The 17,665-nt window shown below is 35.3% G+C and carries 17 protein-coding genes; all 17 read right to left on the bottom strand.

The features are described from left to right. Nucleotides 1-28 precede the first annotated feature (28 nt). Entirely contained in the window at nt 29-442 is a 414-nt protein-coding gene (locus tag ACXAGJ_RS13360) for a phosphoribosyl-AMP cyclohydrolase (protein WP_474840640.1), read from the bottom strand. A gap of 8 nt (nt 443-450) precedes the next feature. Further along, the gene (locus ACXAGJ_RS13365; protein ID WP_474840642.1) at nt 451-1,071 is read right to left on the bottom strand and encodes a DUF1826 domain-containing protein; all 621 of its coding nucleotides are present in this window, start codon (nt 1,069-1,071) and stop codon (nt 451-453) included. 152 nt (nt 1,072-1,223) lie between these two features. Further along, entirely contained in the window at nt 1,224-1,997 is a 774-nt protein-coding gene (locus ACXAGJ_RS13370) for a hypothetical protein (protein WP_474840644.1), read from the bottom strand. 159 nt (nt 1,998-2,156) lie between these two features. Then, complete coding sequence (locus ACXAGJ_RS13375; RefSeq protein WP_474840646.1) at nt 2,157-2,903, bottom strand: HupE/UreJ family protein; 747 nt, start codon at nt 2,901-2,903, stop codon at nt 2,157-2,159. A 72-nt stretch (nt 2,904-2,975) separates the two neighbouring features. After that, nucleotides 2,976-5,159 (bottom strand): M3 family metallopeptidase, encoded by a 2,184-nt coding sequence (locus tag ACXAGJ_RS13380; RefSeq protein WP_474840647.1) that lies wholly within the window; start codon nt 5,157-5,159, stop codon nt 2,976-2,978. Between the two features lie 215 nt (nt 5,160-5,374). Then, complete coding sequence (locus ACXAGJ_RS13385; protein ID WP_474840649.1) at nt 5,375-5,833, bottom strand: META domain-containing protein; 459 nt, start codon at nt 5,831-5,833, stop codon at nt 5,375-5,377. 89 nt (nt 5,834-5,922) lie between these two features. Beyond that, entirely contained in the window at nt 5,923-9,036 is a 3,114-nt protein-coding gene (locus ACXAGJ_RS13390) for a VPS10 domain-containing protein (RefSeq protein ID WP_474840824.1), read from the bottom strand. Between the two features lie 455 nt (nt 9,037-9,491). After that, complete coding sequence (locus ACXAGJ_RS13395) at nt 9,492-10,145, bottom strand: hypothetical protein (protein WP_474840651.1); 654 nt, start codon at nt 10,143-10,145, stop codon at nt 9,492-9,494. Between the two features lie 11 nt (nt 10,146-10,156). Beyond that, entirely contained in the window at nt 10,157-10,873 is a 717-nt protein-coding gene (locus tag ACXAGJ_RS13400; RefSeq protein WP_474840653.1) for a hypothetical protein, read from the bottom strand. A 1-nt stretch (nt 10,874) separates the two neighbouring features. Further along, complete coding sequence (locus ACXAGJ_RS13405) at nt 10,875-11,663, bottom strand: DUF6503 family protein (protein WP_474840655.1); 789 nt, start codon at nt 11,661-11,663, stop codon at nt 10,875-10,877. 62 nt (nt 11,664-11,725) lie between these two features. Further along, nucleotides 11,726-12,583, bottom strand: a complete 858-nt coding sequence (locus ACXAGJ_RS13410; RefSeq protein ID WP_474840657.1) for a helix-turn-helix domain-containing protein — start codon at nt 12,581-12,583, stop codon at nt 11,726-11,728. 248 nt (nt 12,584-12,831) lie between these two features. Then, nucleotides 12,832-13,905, bottom strand: a complete 1,074-nt coding sequence (locus ACXAGJ_RS13415) for a 3-keto-alpha-glucoside-1,2-lyase-like domain-containing protein (protein WP_474840659.1) — start codon at nt 13,903-13,905, stop codon at nt 12,832-12,834. Between the two features lie 57 nt (nt 13,906-13,962). Then, the gene (locus ACXAGJ_RS13420; protein WP_474840661.1) at nt 13,963-14,832 is read right to left on the bottom strand and encodes an AraC family transcriptional regulator; all 870 of its coding nucleotides are present in this window, start codon (nt 14,830-14,832) and stop codon (nt 13,963-13,965) included. 202 nt (nt 14,833-15,034) lie between these two features. Next, a complete protein-coding gene (locus tag ACXAGJ_RS13425) occupies nt 15,035-15,538 on the bottom strand; it encodes a hypothetical protein (RefSeq protein WP_474840663.1) in 504 nt (167 codons plus the stop codon). Between the two features lie 162 nt (nt 15,539-15,700). Beyond that, nucleotides 15,701-16,081: a DUF1428 domain-containing protein gene (locus ACXAGJ_RS13430; protein ID WP_474840665.1), complete on the bottom strand. Its 381-nt coding sequence runs from the start codon at nt 16,079-16,081 to the stop codon at nt 15,701-15,703. Nucleotides 16,082-16,113: 32 nt separating this feature from the next. Beyond that, a complete protein-coding gene (locus ACXAGJ_RS13435) occupies nt 16,114-16,503 on the bottom strand; it encodes an iron chaperone (RefSeq protein ID WP_474840667.1) in 390 nt (129 codons plus the stop codon). Between the two features lie 168 nt (nt 16,504-16,671). Further along, complete coding sequence (locus ACXAGJ_RS13440) at nt 16,672-17,424, bottom strand: hypothetical protein (protein ID WP_474840669.1); 753 nt, start codon at nt 17,422-17,424, stop codon at nt 16,672-16,674. Nucleotides 17,425-17,665 lie beyond the last annotated feature (241 nt).

Here is a 17,665-nt window from a genome sequence, read left to right on the forward strand (position 1 = left end):
CTATATGTTCGGTAAATTGTATCCTTTATTATTGCATGCCTTCGATGAATTGAAGACTATTTTGTTCGAGATCGAGTTCCCTGTAAAAACAAGCTTTACGATGCTTCCCTTTTGAATCGAAAGTGTGGCAAACACCATTACCTAATAAAGTGACCTGATACACTAGAGCATCCTGGTCGCAGTCGATTAAAATTTTATCAACCCTAAGCCAATCTCCCGAGGTTTCCCCTTTGGTCCAAAGTTGATTGCGAGAGGTACTCCAAAAAGTCGCCATCTTGGTTTTTAATGTTTTTGACAGCGCCTCTTTATTAACAGAGGCCAACATTAAGAGTTGCCCTGTAGAGCTTTCTTGAACAGCCACTGGCAGTAATCCATTTCGTTTTTCAAATTGAGGGTTTAATTGTAAACCTTCTTCTAATTCGACTATGGTTTGTGATATCATTTCTTAAATTACTTTGTATCGATACGGAGTAACAATCTTCTTTCTCCACTTTCTTCAATGGTCGGACTTCGGTGTACAGCACCTTTTGTGCCTTCTTTTGGATATATCGTTCCTTTTAGCATCAGTACAGATCCGGTTTCGACCTGTTGTATATGGTTATCATCAATGACGATAGATTGGTTATCTCTATATGTTTCCAACGCTTTTCGGTCAACATTATCTTCCGTAAGCCATAAAGTACCAGGACCGCTATAGGTGCAAAGCATTCGTAAATCGTTGACATCCATATGGAATTTTCTACACATATTAGAGTTTATAGTTGCCAATAGCAGTCGAAAACGTTTTGCGTTAGTCATCTCCTTAAAAAGTTCTAACAAATTTCGAATGTCTTGGAGGATCAATTGATGTTCCTCTTGCTTAATTACTTTTGAAACCTCGTTCAAAATAGTATCAATATTTCCACAAGAATCGAGTTGAATATCGCGTGTTAGTAAATGGCTAATTTCCTTTTCTAAAACACTTACATCTCTATGATAGATAGCGACATTTATATCACTTTGATGAATATTTTCAAGCACTTCGGGAGCAATGCCTTCTGCCCAATTCTTAACCAGTGTTACCGTTTTCATGCTAAAATCTTTTGGATATTCTAAGTTATATTCAACTAATGCAACTCAGTTGCAAAAATAAACAATTATTTTCAACTGCGACTGAGTTGCAATAAATTCATTTACGGTTTGTAGTCATTAGAAATGTTGGGAAGAGAAGACAGCCTCTATCTTCATTCTTTTTTAGTTCCTAATAAATATAGAACAACACCTGGGCCCGATTTTACTTTACCTATTTCCCAATTGTAATTTTCTGTTCCCTTTAAGTCCTTTACAAGTGCATTCATTTCTTTAATAGAATACGTTCGTAAAGAAGAAACAATACCATCCCACAACACAAATAATGGGACGATTGGAATGATGTAGGTAAAAATAATTCGCCCTAACCTAAATGGCCTTATAAAGGGTGTGGTTAATAAGACACTAATCGGTGAAAAAATCATCGCTATGATACTTGGTATACTCCTCTCCTGAGCCTCAAAAATTGCAATAAAACTGTTGGTATCAATAGCATTTTGAAGAATCTGTTTTGCATCCTTCGGTTGAAAATGGTGTAGTGATAAAAATTGCGTTCTCAATCCGTCTAATTCTGAAGGTACATTTCGTGCATCAACAGGAGTTTCTATAAACTTAAAATTATCAGCCTGCTTTTTTGTGAACCTAAAAGCCGAAATATTTGGATACAAATCGGTGAGCACTATTTTCAAATCTGGAATTTCCTTTTTTAGCTCCGTATTTAACCAAATAAGTCCTCCCCCACCTCCAGAACCTAAGTCGATGATCTGATTCGTTTTACTTTTTTGCAGTCCTTTTTTAATGATTGGGATAACAGGTTGATACATTTTTGTTTTGTTGGATAAAAATTGCAAAAAATCCGTTCCATAATTTCTTAGAAAACTTGGGAACCATTTTTGATCTTCGAATTCAAACAAATGTATTCTTCCCATATCGTTGGTTTATATGTGGTACAATGGTTTGCGTATGATAAGTTGTAATAGCTACTAAGTTAACAAAAAGGGGAGAAACCAAAGTCCATTAATGCATGAAATTCAGGTATATAGATGTTATCCCATGAATCGTATTAAGCTGGAATTCTAAATATGCTATTAAACCACTCTTTGAATGAACCAAAATAAGCCCACCAAGGCAATCATTATTGAGGCTGGAATTTGTACTCGCTGACGATACCAGCTTTTTTTCCGAATAAACCAAACTAATACAGCAGCGGTAATCAATACTAGTAACTGACCAATTTCGACCCCTATATTAAACGCCAGTAATGAAGGTACAAAATTATCTTTAGGTAATCCATATTCACTTAGTACTGATGCAAAACCTAAACCGTGTAACAACCCAAAGCTAAACACGATAAAAGGCCGCCATTTGTTGGTCTGTTTGAACGCGCAATTTTCGATCGCTATCCAGACAATCGAAAGCGCAATGAGGGGTTCAACTATATCACCAGGGGCTTGCACAAAACCCAGTGCTGCCAAGGCTAGGGTGAGGGTATGAGCAAGTGTGAAAGCGGTTACTTGCCAAAGTAAAGACCTAAAAACAAGGCTCGAAAAAAATAACCCTAATACAAAGAGAATATGATCCAAACCTTTCGGAATGATATGCTCAATACCCGATTTAATGAATAACAAAAATTTTTCTTGCCAAGGCATTGCTGCTAGTTGACGTAACCGCCGACGTTTTAAGGCGGCTTTATATTCATCCGTCATTTCCTGATCTTCAAAGGCAAGTTCTCCCTGTTCAATTTCCGATATAATAAGTTCGTCTTCGGGGTGAGCAAAAACTACAGCACTCGAACACAAAAACAGAAAGAAAACAAGAGTTGTAAGAAACCTCATAAGTATAACCAGGATATTTTAAACAAAAGCGGCACGGATTTCCGCGCCGCTTTTCAAATCATTTTAAAGGGATTAGTCTTTTGAACCGTCTAACCCTCTTACTTTTAAAAGTGCGTCTATTTTTGGTTGACGTCCACGGAATTGTTTATACAATTCCATTGCTTCTTCAGTTGAACCTTTTTCGTAAACATGCGTTCTCAATTTTGCCGCAAGTTCTGGATCGAATACATTTCCAGCTTCCTTAAAAGCTGCAAAACCATCTGAATCCAATACTGCAGAGTGCACATAGCTATAGTATCCAGCAGCATATCCACCAGCAAAGATATGTGCAAAATACGTGCTACGATAACGAGGTGCTATTTCTTTAATCAAACCAATTTTAGCCATTGCAGCATCTTCAAAAGCATCTGCATCTTTAAGTTCTTCATCTGCTTTAATGGTATGCCAATCCATGTCAAGTAATGATGCTGCCAGATATTCGGTATTTGCAAAACCTTGGTTAAACTTAGAGGCTTTCAGTAATTTACCGATTAACTCATCAGGAATAACTTCGCCAGTTTTATAATGCGTTGCGAACGATTTCAAGATTTCTGGTTCGCTTGCCCAATGTTCCAGAATTTGTGCTGGAAATTCGGTAAAATCGCGAGGTCCAGATGTTCCTGCCATACTACCGTAAGTAACATTAGTTAAAATACCATGCATAGCATGACCAAATTCATGGAATAAGGTAGTTACGTTTTCAAAACTAAGTAGTGCCGGATCATCACCAACAGGTGCTGGAAAATTACAAACGTTTACTACGATTGGGCGTTCTTTTCCATCAAGATTTGATTGCCCTTTAAAGCTACTCATCCATGCTCCACCACGTTTGTTTGATCTCGTGAAGTAATCCCCAATAAAAATTCCTAAATGAGTACCATCTTTATCTTTTACTTCCCAAACCCGTGCATCTGGGTGATAAACATTAATATCGAATATCTCGGTATAGGTAAGACCCCATAATTTGTTTGTTGTCGCAAATACACCATTAAGTACATTATCTAATGATAAGTATGGTTTCAATGCAGCCTCATCCAAATCATATTTAGCTTTACGAACTTTCTCTGAGTACTGCCACCAGTCCCAAGCCGCTATTTTAAAATTATGCCCCTCTTTATCAACAACTGCTTGCATATCTGCAACTTCAACTTTAGCTCTTTCCAATGCTGGTTTCCATAACTGCATTAACAAATCATAAACCTCCGCAGGAGTTTTTAACATTCGCTCTTCTAATACAAAATGTGCATGAGTTTCGTATCCCATTAACTGAGCACGCTCTGCACGCAGTTTTGCTATTTTTGCAGCGATCTCTTTATTGTCGGTTTCGTTATCATTATCTCCACGTTGCACATAAGATTTATATAACTGCTCACGTAGATCACGTCGTGTAGATTGTGTTAAGAATGGATACATGCTGCTTCGATGCGGCGTAAATACGTATTTGTCTTTATATTTTGCTTTTTCTTCTTCAGTTTCAGCTTTCTCCATTTTTTGCGCCGCTGTTTCTGCAGCTGCAGCTACAATACCATCAGACAGTCCCTCGAGGTCGGTTTTATCCAAAATAAGCTCAAAACCATTGGTTTCGGCTAATAAATTTTGACCAAAAGCAGTGGTTAACTCAGAAATTTTAGAATTGATTTCTGTAATTTTCGCTTTTTGTTCTTTATTTAATAGTGCTCCACTTCGAACAAACAACTTACGTGTATCTTCTAAAAGCTTGCGCTGCTCACTATTGAGATTAAGGTTATCACGATCTTGCCAAATTTTTTCTACACGATTAAACAATCCTTCATTAAGCGCTATCTTATCGTTGTGCGCTGACACTAATGGACTTAATTCACGTTGTAATTCTTGTAATTTAGGATTGGTATTTGAACCTGTTAAATTAAAAAATACACGTTGTACTTTGGTAAGCAATTCTCCAGTTCGTTCTAATTCTTCAAGAGTATTAGCGAAGGTAGGCGCTTCAGAATTATTCACAATCGCATCAATCTCAGCAAGGTTTTCTTCCATCCCCTTTTTAAATGCTGGCATGTAATGTTCATCCTTAATTTTATCAAATGGAGGAACACCAAATGGAGTATCCCACTCCTGATAAAATGGGTTTCCTGAGATTTGAGAATCTTCAGTTGTAGTTTTGTCTGTTTCGGTTTTGTTTGTTTCAGTTTTACAAGCACCCAAAAGCACTATTGCAGAAATAAAAAGGAGTTTTTTCATTCTTGATTTTGTTTATGATCTTGTAAATATAGTTTTTTTGAATAGTCGAAACTAAGAAAGTCTTAAAAGTTAGTTTTAAAATATTCTTAATTAACAGATCTCTCAATAGGAAGAAATTGATGTATAACTGCTCTAGTTTGGCCTATGAGAAAGTATTGCCATTTATAGCTTAAAATCTTTGCCGGGAAAATCCTTAATAAAAAAGGAATTACTCTTTAATCACGTTCAAAGGCAATGATATTTTCACCATTATTATAATACATTAAAAGTTCTGAATTTCGAATTTTAAAACTTTGAACAGCGATTACATTATATAATTGAGTCCATTCTGGCTCATTGATGAATGTTGAGAATACCGATCCTATTGTTATCTTCCCGATACCCTTAATAGTATATTCGCCTTGATAACTATTAGTAACCGTTATTCCCGAAATGGTTCCTTTGCCTTCAATATCTGGCTTAGAAAAACTTGCAGTGATATCTCCATTATTAGAGTCTGGCCATGTATTTTTATCCGCTTTAGTAATTTTTCTCCCATTCTCTATATAGTAAGCCACTTTCCAATCTCCACTTAGATCGTAAGAAGTTTCTCCATCGTCCTTTGAACAACTACCAATTAGGAATACAAAGATTAGTAATAGAGTCAAAGTTTTGATAAGAGGATAGTTTTTCATGACACCGCGTTTATTAAAAGATCAAAAAATCTAGTATCGGTTGCGTCAATTTATGGCTTTAATTCCTCTACATCTTATTCATTACCGATCTAATTCTTTTCAATTATTAAGGCCGGAATATTTAATGATTTGTACAAATTATTATAAGCTTTCATTTCGGTATTGATAATGGCATCTCTTTCATTTTCATATACCTGCCAGTCTTTCATGAGGTCGTCAAAACGTTCTTTCGCCCCTTTAGTTAACTTTGGATCTGCTTGATCTATATAGTTTAAGAGTTGTATGAGTTGCGAATTGAGTTTGTTATTAAAGTTAATGACATCTTGAAATGTTTTTTGTTTCTCCTGTACCAGGTTCTCTTCCCAACTATTGATCCGTTTTTTCAGTTCTTCTCCTTTTTCAATGAGCTCTTTTGCTTTGTCGTTCTCTTTTAAAAGTTTACCGTAATGGGCTAATTGTGATTTCGCAGAGCGCATTTGAATAACAGATTCATGCATATCCCTTAAGGTGTTTTCAATCTTTACCAAGATATTTTGTTGCTCTACAAAAGCTTCAGGAGTGGATTGAATTGCCGGATTGGGAAGAATTGTTGCCTTCGTTTCTACAGTTTCGTCCTCTAGAGATAATCTCAAAGTATACGTCCCAGGAGCAACACTAGATCCCGAATGCCCCCCAAAAACAAAAAGTTTTTTGATAGCAGGAATGGCCTCTCGATCAAAATCCCAGGTAAATCTATGGTATCCTTGTTTTGAAGGTAAGATTTGAGGTTTGGAAGGACCTCCTGGCCAAGTTTTAAAGTCTTTTGGTTTATTATTAGTATAGGATCTGATGACCTCTGTTCCTTGTAAAATATCCAACTTAAGATCTAATGAATCTGCATCTTTATCCAGGTAGTAATCAAATGTTACTCCACTTTTAGGGTTTTGACCTTGACCTACAGCTTTGGAAACACCTCCAAAAATGCGATAACTGGCTTTTGGTTGAAATAATTGAATGGCTTTTTGTGCTGTAGTCATATTTTGAAGAACACCCAAATCGTCTAAGATCCAGAACCCACGTCCAGATGTCGCAGCCACCAAATCGTTGTCCTGAATAATGAGATCATTAATAGCAACTACTGGCAAATTTAATGTAAGGCGTTGCCAATGTGCTCCATCATCGTTGGAAACATACAAACCAGTCTCTGTACCAGCATACAACAGTCCTTTTCGCCTTTTGTCTGCTCTAACCACTCGGGCAAATCCATTAGGGTCGTCCAACCCATTTACGATTTTTACCCAGGTTTTTCCATAATCATTTGTTTTAAAAATATAAGAATTGAGGTCTAATGATTTGTAGCGCATCAATACTACATAAGCTACTGCAGGATCATGTTCAGAAATGTCTATACTATTAATAATACCATCAGAAATACCTGCAGGTGTTATATTTTCCCAACTCTCACCTCCATTTTTGGTGATGTGCAATAAACCATCATCACTACCGGCATATAGCACACCTTCCTGATGCTGAGACTCTACCAATGCGGTAAGGGTATTGTAGTTTTCTCCACCAGCAGCTTCATTGGTATAAGGTCCTCCACCGGGACCATGCTTATCTTTTTCGTTTTTTGTCAAATCAGGACTGATTGTAGTCCAACTTAGACCCCCATCTGTTGTTTTAAAAACCACATTCCCTGCATGATAAATGGTTTTTCTATTATGAGGTGATGAAATGATTGGCGCATTCCAGTTGTAGCGATACTTCGAATCTTCTGGGGCTATACTCAATCCCAATTCTGGATACTCCTTGATCGCTTTCTGTTCTCTCGACGATTTGGTCCACTTGCTGATATTACCTTGATAGGTTCCTCCATACACCGTCTCTGGATTATCTGGATCAAATGCAATAAAAGCACTTTCTCCTCCCGCTACAGAATACCAATCCTTCCAATCAATTCCTTGGTCGTTGGTACGACTCGCAATAGCAATTGCCGAATTATCTTGTTGCCCTCCGTAGACATTATAAGGGACCAAATTATCAGTGATCACTCGATAAAATTGAGCAGTAGCCTGATTTTGTTGAGTGCTCCAACTCTTCCCTCCGTTGAAAGAAATATTGGCTCCTCCATCATTAGAATTGATTAGGTTGGTGTTATCGTATGGATTGATCCATAGGTGATGATTATCCCCGTGAGGAACCGGGATATTAGAAAAACTCTTACCTCCATCTATCGATTTCATCACTGGAGCATTTAAAACATATACTACATTTTCATTTTGCGGATCGGCAAAAATCTCCATGTAGTACCAGGAGCGGGCTATATTTACACGGTTTTTGTTTACTTGTTTCCATTTTTTACCAGCATCATCAGAGCGATACACTCCTCCTTTTTCACCTTCTGCTTCTATCACCGCAAAAACCCGTTCTGGATTTGCTCGAGAAACGGATATCCCAGATTTACCAAATTCTGTTGGCAGTCCCCCTTTCATTTTGGTCCAGGTATCACCTCCATCAGTAGATGTATACAAGCCAGAATGTTCGCCTCCAGATTCTATAAGCCAAGGGTAACGACGATGTTGCCACATGGACGCGTATAAAATACGTGGGTTTCTCATATCCATAGATAGCGAAGATGCTCCAGTATTTGTGTTGATGAATAGTATTTGTTCCCAGCTTTTACCTCCATCTACGCTTCTGTAAATTCCTCTTTCCTTGGTAGGTGCATATTGTGCTCCTTGTGCTGCTACATAAATGACATCTGGATTTGTGGGATGAATAATCACATCAGAGATATGGCAGGTTTTTTCTAGTCCTATATGAGTCCATGTTTTTCCTGCATCCATCGATTTATACACCCCATCTCCCATTGAAGTCATCACACCTCGAGCTGCATGTTCTCCCATTCCTACTACTACAATATTGGTATCACTTTCTGATACAGTGATTGCACCAACAGATCCTGTTTTAAAAAATTTATCCGAAACATTTTTCCAGGTAATACCATCATCCGTAGTTTTGAACACTCCACCTCCCGTAGAGCCCATGTAATAGGTATGAGGTTGTCCTATAACACCAGAAGACGCAACACTTCTGCCCCCTCTAAACGGGCCTATATTTCTCCATTTCAAACCATGAAACAAAGAATCGGTAAGCTTCAAAATAGGTTCTTGAGTTTTCTTTTTCCTTTTTTGTGCATGATGACTTACCGGTAGTAACAGCATGCAGATAAGAAGAAATTTTAGTGTTGTACTGAAGTTGCGTTTGGTTTGGGATGTAGATAAAAGTGTGAAAAATGTAATCATAGTGTATGAGTTCATTATTATGAGATACCGAATATTTGTGCGCACATTCTTGAAAATTCTTTGATAGAATTTTCAATGTGTCCCAAGATAACAAAATTGTAATGCATTCCGATGTAATACGGTATACATCTTTTTGTTCTTACTTTTTAGCAATACTTTCTATATCAAAGCAACAATCTCGAATAGTAATGGTATCATATTTTGGGTTCTGTTTGTATGTCCATTTAGCATTAGGATAAAAAAGTGACAGATGTAAACACTACGACTTTTATGGAAGGTAAGATAATTATTTAAAAACGGTTCGAGTAGTTACTCGAACCGTTAATCCCATAGAAAATATTACATACTGACTGCTATTAGAAATAGCATAAACTTTATGAAATAGCCTCACCAATGATGAAAACTAAATTTTCAAGGCTTTCATCTCTTTTGGGGAACAAGGCTTGCATCCTACTATCTTCATTCATTTTCTGTAAACTATCCGGAATATCGAAATAAACCCTATGAATTTCACTAGGTTGTTTAAAAGCATCGTTAGCAGCAGCAAATGGTATTAAAAATCGCTCAAAGTGAATGCCAAATTCTGGAAGAATAGTTGACACCTCTTGCTGATAATTTGCAAATTGTTTGTAGCTTTCTTTACCTTCTTTTAGATAAACCAATGCTATAGCAAATGTTTTTGTTGTATCTCCATGCTCTCTATAAAAATCCAAATTAGGATTTTCATTGGTTATAAATCCAAACATCTTTTCAATTGAGGTGGCTGCGTATTCTTTTTTCAGCTCTAAAAAATCGGGATCTGTATCAAATTTTTCCTTTGCCTCTATACTCGGGTAATAGGCAAAATGAATTTCATCTGGCAGCTCTAATTCTCCTTTTACTTGATTTGGTTTGATAATTCGCTCAATTCTTCCACCGTACTGTTCTAAAATTACATGCGCTCTATTTCTAAACTTTTCAAAATTAGATTTCGAGTCTTTTTTAAGGTAGAAAAAACCTGTATTTATTATTCCATTTTGTGTATCCATGATCTGTTGGGTTATTTTGTAGTTGATTTTGATATTAATACTGAAAGCTCATTCATATTGAATATTTTGTTTCTAACAGGAACCAACTTTTGTTGGTACTGTTTGTCTTCTAGAATACTCTTCATTGTACTCTCTTTTTTAGCTTCATAAAAATTGACCAATACCGTTTCTTTGGGGCCAACTCCCCTCATGAATTTTAGTATTTCGTAACTAGCAAATCTTTTTAAGCCATGTTTTTTACCGTATTTGGATAAGAACTTTTTAAAGTATTTATTGGCATCTTTTATCATATATCCATCTTGGAGCACAACAAAATCAATTAGAATGGTATTTTGTTTATTGTAGTCTTTTTCAAAGATTGTCTTTGCCATAAAAAAAGTCATTTTAGGCATATCATGAATCTTGTTTCTCTTGGGAACATATTTTTCTTTATACGTTTTGTCCTCAAAAACACCTTTTAAATTTTCTGGAGATTGTATCGAGAAAACACCTACTTTAACCGCATCTTCTGCCACAGTTCCTGATGCCTTCTGTAGAATCTGGAAATTCTCGAGATTCTGCATTCCATGTTTGTTCAAAATTGGCTCAATCTCTCCTCCATAACTGAGATGATCTTTAAGGTTATAACCATTGTTCAAAGTCACTATTTCTATAACTCTTAATGATTCTTGCGCATACGTTGCAGACATGAGTAGTGCAACCAAACAACTAACTATTATTTTCTTCATTTTACTTAATTTTATTGTTTTCTATTTTGAAGTTATTGTTGAATTTGACATCTATACTTTCATAGATCCCCGCTAACTTGTATTCTCCTTTTTTATCTGGAAAAATGCCCTTTCTTGTTGTGGCAACATAAACGCCATCGATAACCGAATACGTTAATTCCATTTTCAAGACGGGTTTATGAACACCAAAAGCAGGTAAAGAAAAATAAAAGAGATCTACAAGATGTGTTGTTGGGTTGAAATAAAGTATATATTCGTCATTACTAGGTTTACCCGTTTTGTTGCTATCATAGATAATACTTACTTTGTCATATTGGATATTGTTCACTTGTTCTTTACCAATATGTTTTGCGATCACAGCATCATCGTTTAGTTTATACATCATGGAAAACCAGAAGAAATTTACTCTTCTCAAAAAATCACCCAGCTGAATTTCGGGTTCACTGGTGATTTCTTTACCATTTAATTCTACTCTGATGTTTCCATTGATTAAACTCTGCGCTACTTTCCCTTCTGAAGTTGGCAACACGTTTACTTCGTGTAAAAAGTATTCTCCAAAGGAATGCTCTCCATCAAATATTAGACGTTCCTTGGAAACATCTACACCTTTTGCCATATCCCTATAGACATAAACAAACTCCACATCTTTTTTAGAAGACAAATTTTTCCGGCCACCATTTACGGCCTCTAGTTGATTAATAAGGAATTTGGCTTTTGCATCAGACTGCACTTTCAGACTGTGTGTTATACTTATAGCAAGCATAAACACGATTAAAAATGTTTTTTTCATCTTTTTTTGTAATTATTTAATAGTACAAAGATGAAAACAGGCCTATAGAAAATATTTTACAATTAGTTCAATGATTTGCCAAAATGGGTCGTTTTATAATTGGTAGGAGCTATTCCGTATTTGGATTTGAAACTTTTAGAAAAGTGTGAAGCATCTGCAAAACCGCAATCATATGCGATATCAATGGCTCTTAGTTCTGTTGAACCCAATAACTTTACAGCCTTTTCTAACTTTTTATCTCGTAAAAAGGACGCAGGAGGTTTTTTATATATTTTTCTGAATTCCCTTTTAAAAGTAGATAGACTTTTATTGGTTAATTGAGCCAGTTCTTCCAAAGTAACGTTCGAGAAATAGTGAGCCTCTATAATTTCTCTAAAAGTATAGGATGTAGGACTAAATAAATTAGAGAGTAAAACACGAATTTTTGGAGCATTTTTAGTCTGATTTAAGAGTAGTATGATTTCCTTTAATTTTAAAGCTAAAATCTCTTCATTGACCAGATTTGGATTACTGAAGTAAAAAAAGACGCTTTCCACATACTTTTTGATGATGATATCACTATTCAATTTTGCTATTCCAAAATCTACCGGTGTGGCATCTGTAAGAAATCCAGGCAATTTATTTTCATATATTTTTAATAACACTTCAGGATGGAAGTGAACTGCAAGAGCTTGGTATTCATTTCTTGATTCGGACGGCAACATTTTCGACAAATAATTACCGCATTTCATCAATACCGATTCATCAGTTTCTACTTTAATTTGTTCTTTAGGGGATAGTGAACTGTATTCCCCCTTCAAGATGTATAAAAAACAGGCTTCGTTTTGTAAGGGGGTTTCCTTTTTAAAAGGAGGGATCAGCAGTATTGTTTCGAAGAGTAACTTGCCAAATAAATTAATCTTTTTATAATCTAGAACCATTTTTGTAGACAAAGCAAGAGTAAAAAAATCATATTACATTTCCGATTTAGTCCAACTTTTTATTCTTTTAGGTCATACTGACATACAAATACTAGTGCATTCATGGTAACAAATTTCTACCCATAAACTTCTTATACAGATTTTCGAATTTGATATACTTTTTGGTAGATTATGAACTGATTGTGGCTAATGTATTCTGTATATAATATCTGTACACCGATCTATTATATGCAATGTTGTAAATCGTTTTATTCCAATTTACCTATTAGCCCCCATCCATTTGCCTTATCTATCACAACACAGTGAATGGTATTTGTTCCTTTTTCAAGTTCAAGATACAATTTGTTGGTATTGATATCCACATGTCCCGTATGTTGAATGCCTTTGGATCTAAAAGCATTATTACCTTTGAACATAAGTTTACCATTCAGGTATACCATTATTTTGTCACTATAATCAAATGAAAAGAGGCGAGTTTCGTTGTTCTCTGATTCGATGGTTTTGGTTGCAACTATATAATCTTCCTTGTTTTGTTCAAAACTACCAGCAGAAGACTTTTTAACGTATTTTGATATGGGCAATAGACCTGACTCTTCTGTAGTTACCGAAGTGTATTTTTCTTTGGCAAAAAACGTAAAGCTTAGCTTTTCTTCTTCATAAGGGAAAGACTTGGTAATCTTCCAATTGGTAATGATGTTAGGATCTCCTTTTGTTACTTTGGCGAGGTTAGGTTTTTCATCTATATCGCTATGCGAGACTCTAAAGTTCGAAAACCGATTCCCAAACAACGCCCAGAGCCCTACTCCTCCTTGATATTGCTCTGTTTTCAACTTGTCTACTGTCATTACCTTTGTATTATTGACAAAGATTTCTGCACTTTGATTACTCACCTCAACTCGCAGGGCATTCCATCCTGTATCTTTAAAAGGTACTTTTGCCTGGTGTTCTCTATACAATTGCCAATTTGACTCATTGTTAAACATGGGAGTGTACTGCACAGCGTCTACCTGGTTTGATTTGTGCATTCGCATATACACCTCCTCCAGATGGTTGTTGTCTTCTCTGAAATTGATACCCGCAAAGCTTCTTTTGGGATTAGCATATATATCTACCTCGATTGTCCCATTTGTAAAACTCAGATTTTTGACCGTAGCCCTCCCTTTTTTCAGGACAAGAGTTTCTCTATTGTCAAATTTTTCAAAAAGCGCATCTTTGGGAACATTCCATTTGGCAGGAATCATCTCAATCTTTTGCGGTGAACTTTGTCCAAAAGCCAGTTGAAGGCTCAACAAAGAAATAATGGAAAACAGGATTTTTGTCATGATTTTTTATTTACAAATATCAAGAATATCAATCCTTGTGGTCATATCATTTCAATCCTAAAAACTATCATTTTGAGCATTTTTTCTGTAGGCAACAGGACTAACACCCTCCATCTTTCTAAAAAATCTGGTCAAATTGTTGGGTTCACTAAAATTTAAATCATAGGCGATTTCTGCTATCGTTTTGGTAGAATACCGAAGTTCCCGCTTTACTTCTTGTAGTAGTCTATTATTGATGATTTCTTTTGAAGAGTGTCCCGTATGTTCTTTTACCAACTTGTTCAGTTTATGACGGTTTAATTGCAGCATTTCACAATAGTTGTTTACTGAATGTGTTTTGCGAATATTTAATTCGAGTAACTCTTTGAATTTGTGAATTCTGGTGTCAGATTGGGTATCTGGAGAAATATTATAAAAGGTGGAATAGAATCGATTAAGTTTTGATAAGGAAAAATACAACAAAGAACGTATGATATGAGAACTATCATTATGATAATGGTTGATCTCAGCAATTATCTCTTTCAAAGCAAATTGGATGATATCATATTCTTCTTCTTTCAGCAGTAGATATTGAGGATGTTGAGAGTTATAAAAGTATTGTAATCGATATGCAAACAGTTTGTCGTCAAAAAAATCGGACAAGAAGTTATTTTGAAACACCAAATGAAACCCTTTGATATCCTCGAGAGGGATTTTGCAGGACTTTTTTTGAAAGGGACAGATAAAAAATATACTGTTCTCAACAACTTCTAATAGCTGTCCGTTCAAATCCATCGTTCCCGAAGCTTTTTCGAAAATCATAATCTCAAAAAAATCGCAGGTATGGGGATCCGACTCAAAGAACACATTAGGATTGTTCTCAAAAGTGTGTACATCCATCAACAGCTCAAAGCCGTATTTCCTTTTTTCAAAAAAGAATTTTCGCAAGGATACTTATATTTTGATTTTTTAAAAGCTTTATTACGTTAAGGCTATAGATCATTAAAAATCCCATTGAGGAATTTTCTAAGAGTTCCAAGGTAACAAAATTGTGATGAATGTATATGCGCTTAACCCATTATAATCCAGGAAAGTTGGTGGTAACAGAGAATTCAAATCCAAGACACTATAAACACACTACCTGCCTTTCTTACTTCACTCTCGTATAAACCGAATAATCGGCAACAATAACTCCCTCTGGACTTTTTACGAATGAAGTTTCAGATTTAGAGTAATCATCATAGATCTTTAGTGTGTCGTTATTATTCGAAAAAGAAAAAGTATTGGTCTTATTAGAGTAATTACTTATATTTTTATCGGAGAACATAACTCTATAATCCATCTGGTAAGTTTTGTCATTGACTTTTTTCCACTTTCCAGTCCAAAAATCCTTTGGTCTGTTAATACACTCCTCTAACTTTTCTCCTTCTGTTCTTTTGAAAATAAGACTCCCGTCTGATTTATACTCATATCTGCTATTTTTAAAGCATTCTGACGGATATTCGATTTCAGTATTACCATCTTTAAAGACATGAACGGTTTTTTCTATTCTCCAAACACCTACAATAGGATCCATCCTATCACTTTTCTTTTCAACAAACGATATGCAGATACTAAAGATTAAAATACCTATTAGCAATTTTAGACTTTTCATATTGTAACTGGATTAGAGAGATTCATTTTTATAATAGTTCGTATACAATTTCTTAATCGAATTATCTTTTAGAACGGTTTTTCACTTACCAAATATACAAAGATTGTTGAGTGCGAACGAGTTGTTCATCCTGTTATAGGATGCTATTTTTTCACTTCCCTCTTATTCATTCGATTGTACAAGAGGTTTGAATCCCCCATAGACCATCCTACTGGCATCAAAAATCAATTTTTCTGGATGGGTCAATGGCGAAACTAATGAAGTCATTCTTGGGTCGGTAGGTACTTTTTTGTTGGCAGTATCCCGTATTTCTTTTGAAGGAAAAACAACCCACCCAAATACAATTTCTTCATCCTCTTTTGCATCTACAGTTTTTACAAAAGATTTTGTGCCTTCTAAAAACAAATCATCTCCAACAAATTCGAAGTATGCTATTGCACCGTACTCTTTCCAAATTTCAGCTACTTCTTCTGCTACTTTTTTGTATTCTTCCAAATAAACTCTAGGTATTGGAAAAACGAAGCCATCTATATATTGTTCCATATTTTATATATGAATTGGTTAGTTTATGATCATTACTTCTGTTTTTTTAGAAGTTCTTCATGTCTAAATTTTACCATTTGACGAATTAGTTCTTCTGGCAGTGGTGTATTGAATGAAAATTTGACTGTTCCTTTTCCTACATCAAAACCCTTCAATTGTTGGGCAAAATGGTTTACTGTAGCTTCTGAGGGATAAAAACTCACGTATTTAGTATATGCCGCGATCATCAATTGCTGTTCAGGTTTTATTTCTTTAATAAGCGTGAAAGAAGGAACTTTATAATTAGGGATTTCTACAACTTCTGGAATAGCTTCTTTGATCAAACTTCTGAGTTCACGTAAAATTAATTGTGCTTCACTTGATTGATTGTCTATATAGTCATCTACCGTCTTGTAATTGGGCATTGCTCCTTTTTTTCCCATTTCTTTTAGTTTTTAATTATCAATTCCTGTACTATTCGCAATACTTCGCTAACACTATTTTAAATATCAATCTTTGCGGAATATAAAAGAGGCGATGATCTGAGCTAGTACTTACTACTACAGGTTTCTTATTTTATTCACTTGCACCACTATTCCTTGCGCATCAAGCTAAGTAGTTCTTTTTCTTATTTTCGCTATTTGTTTCGCATATTCATACCCTAAAGGGCGTTCGATTCCATATTTTTTATATCCTAAACTTTCAGACCCCGAATCGCCGTAAAAGAAATTAAAAATTCTGTCGTATTCTTCTGATAGTTTATTTTCTGAATAATAATTCTCTATTTCTCTAAAGTTTACTTCTTTATAGCTTTGATCATCATCATTCTTGATTAGCGCAGAAAAAACTTCTTGTTCCAAATGTTCCTCAAGTGTTTTTGGCTGTGGATGGTTTACTCTGTAAAGTGTCCTGTTCAAATATTCTAAAGTTCTACTTTTAATTAATGCTCTTGAGTACGATTCACTTGTCCAAAAATAGGGCACACAAAATTTGCGGCTCACAAAAGCATTGAGCTTAAACTTACTATCAAAATCGGTAGAAAAGAAATTTGTCCATCCTCCTTTCAAATCATCTGCAATATTGAGAACAACAGTGATTTCTTTAGTAGGAGATTTATCCAGGGTCGAATTAAACTCCTTAATAGTTTCTTTCATTACCATTTCAGCATTAAGACCTTCTAATTCTGATATTTTCTGTAAGATATGTTCTTTTGCCATAGGATTAAATCCGCCAATAGGCAAAACCATATCTCCTTTTGTACCTCCTTGGAGTTTTGAAATATACGCTTTGAACCTCTCCGTTGATATTGGCTTTGCGTATAAGTCTTTGATTTCAGATAATATTGGTCTCAGCAGAAATTTCATTTGTTCATTTTAACACTGGTACCGTCTTTTATATACCAAGTAGTTAATTCTTTTCAATCTACAATATACTTTAATTTAGCAAACATTTCGGATCATACATTAGTCTGTATGAATTAGAGCTTGTTTTAATTTTCACATTTTAAACAAGTTCAGAAATGATACACCGTCCTTTTATCCGGTTAGTGATTTGCAAACTGGTGGTTAGCATCCTTTATTACATGCTCACTACATGTTGGAATTG

The sequence above is a fragment of the Aquimarina sp. AWH4_224 genome (assembly GCF_056160245.1).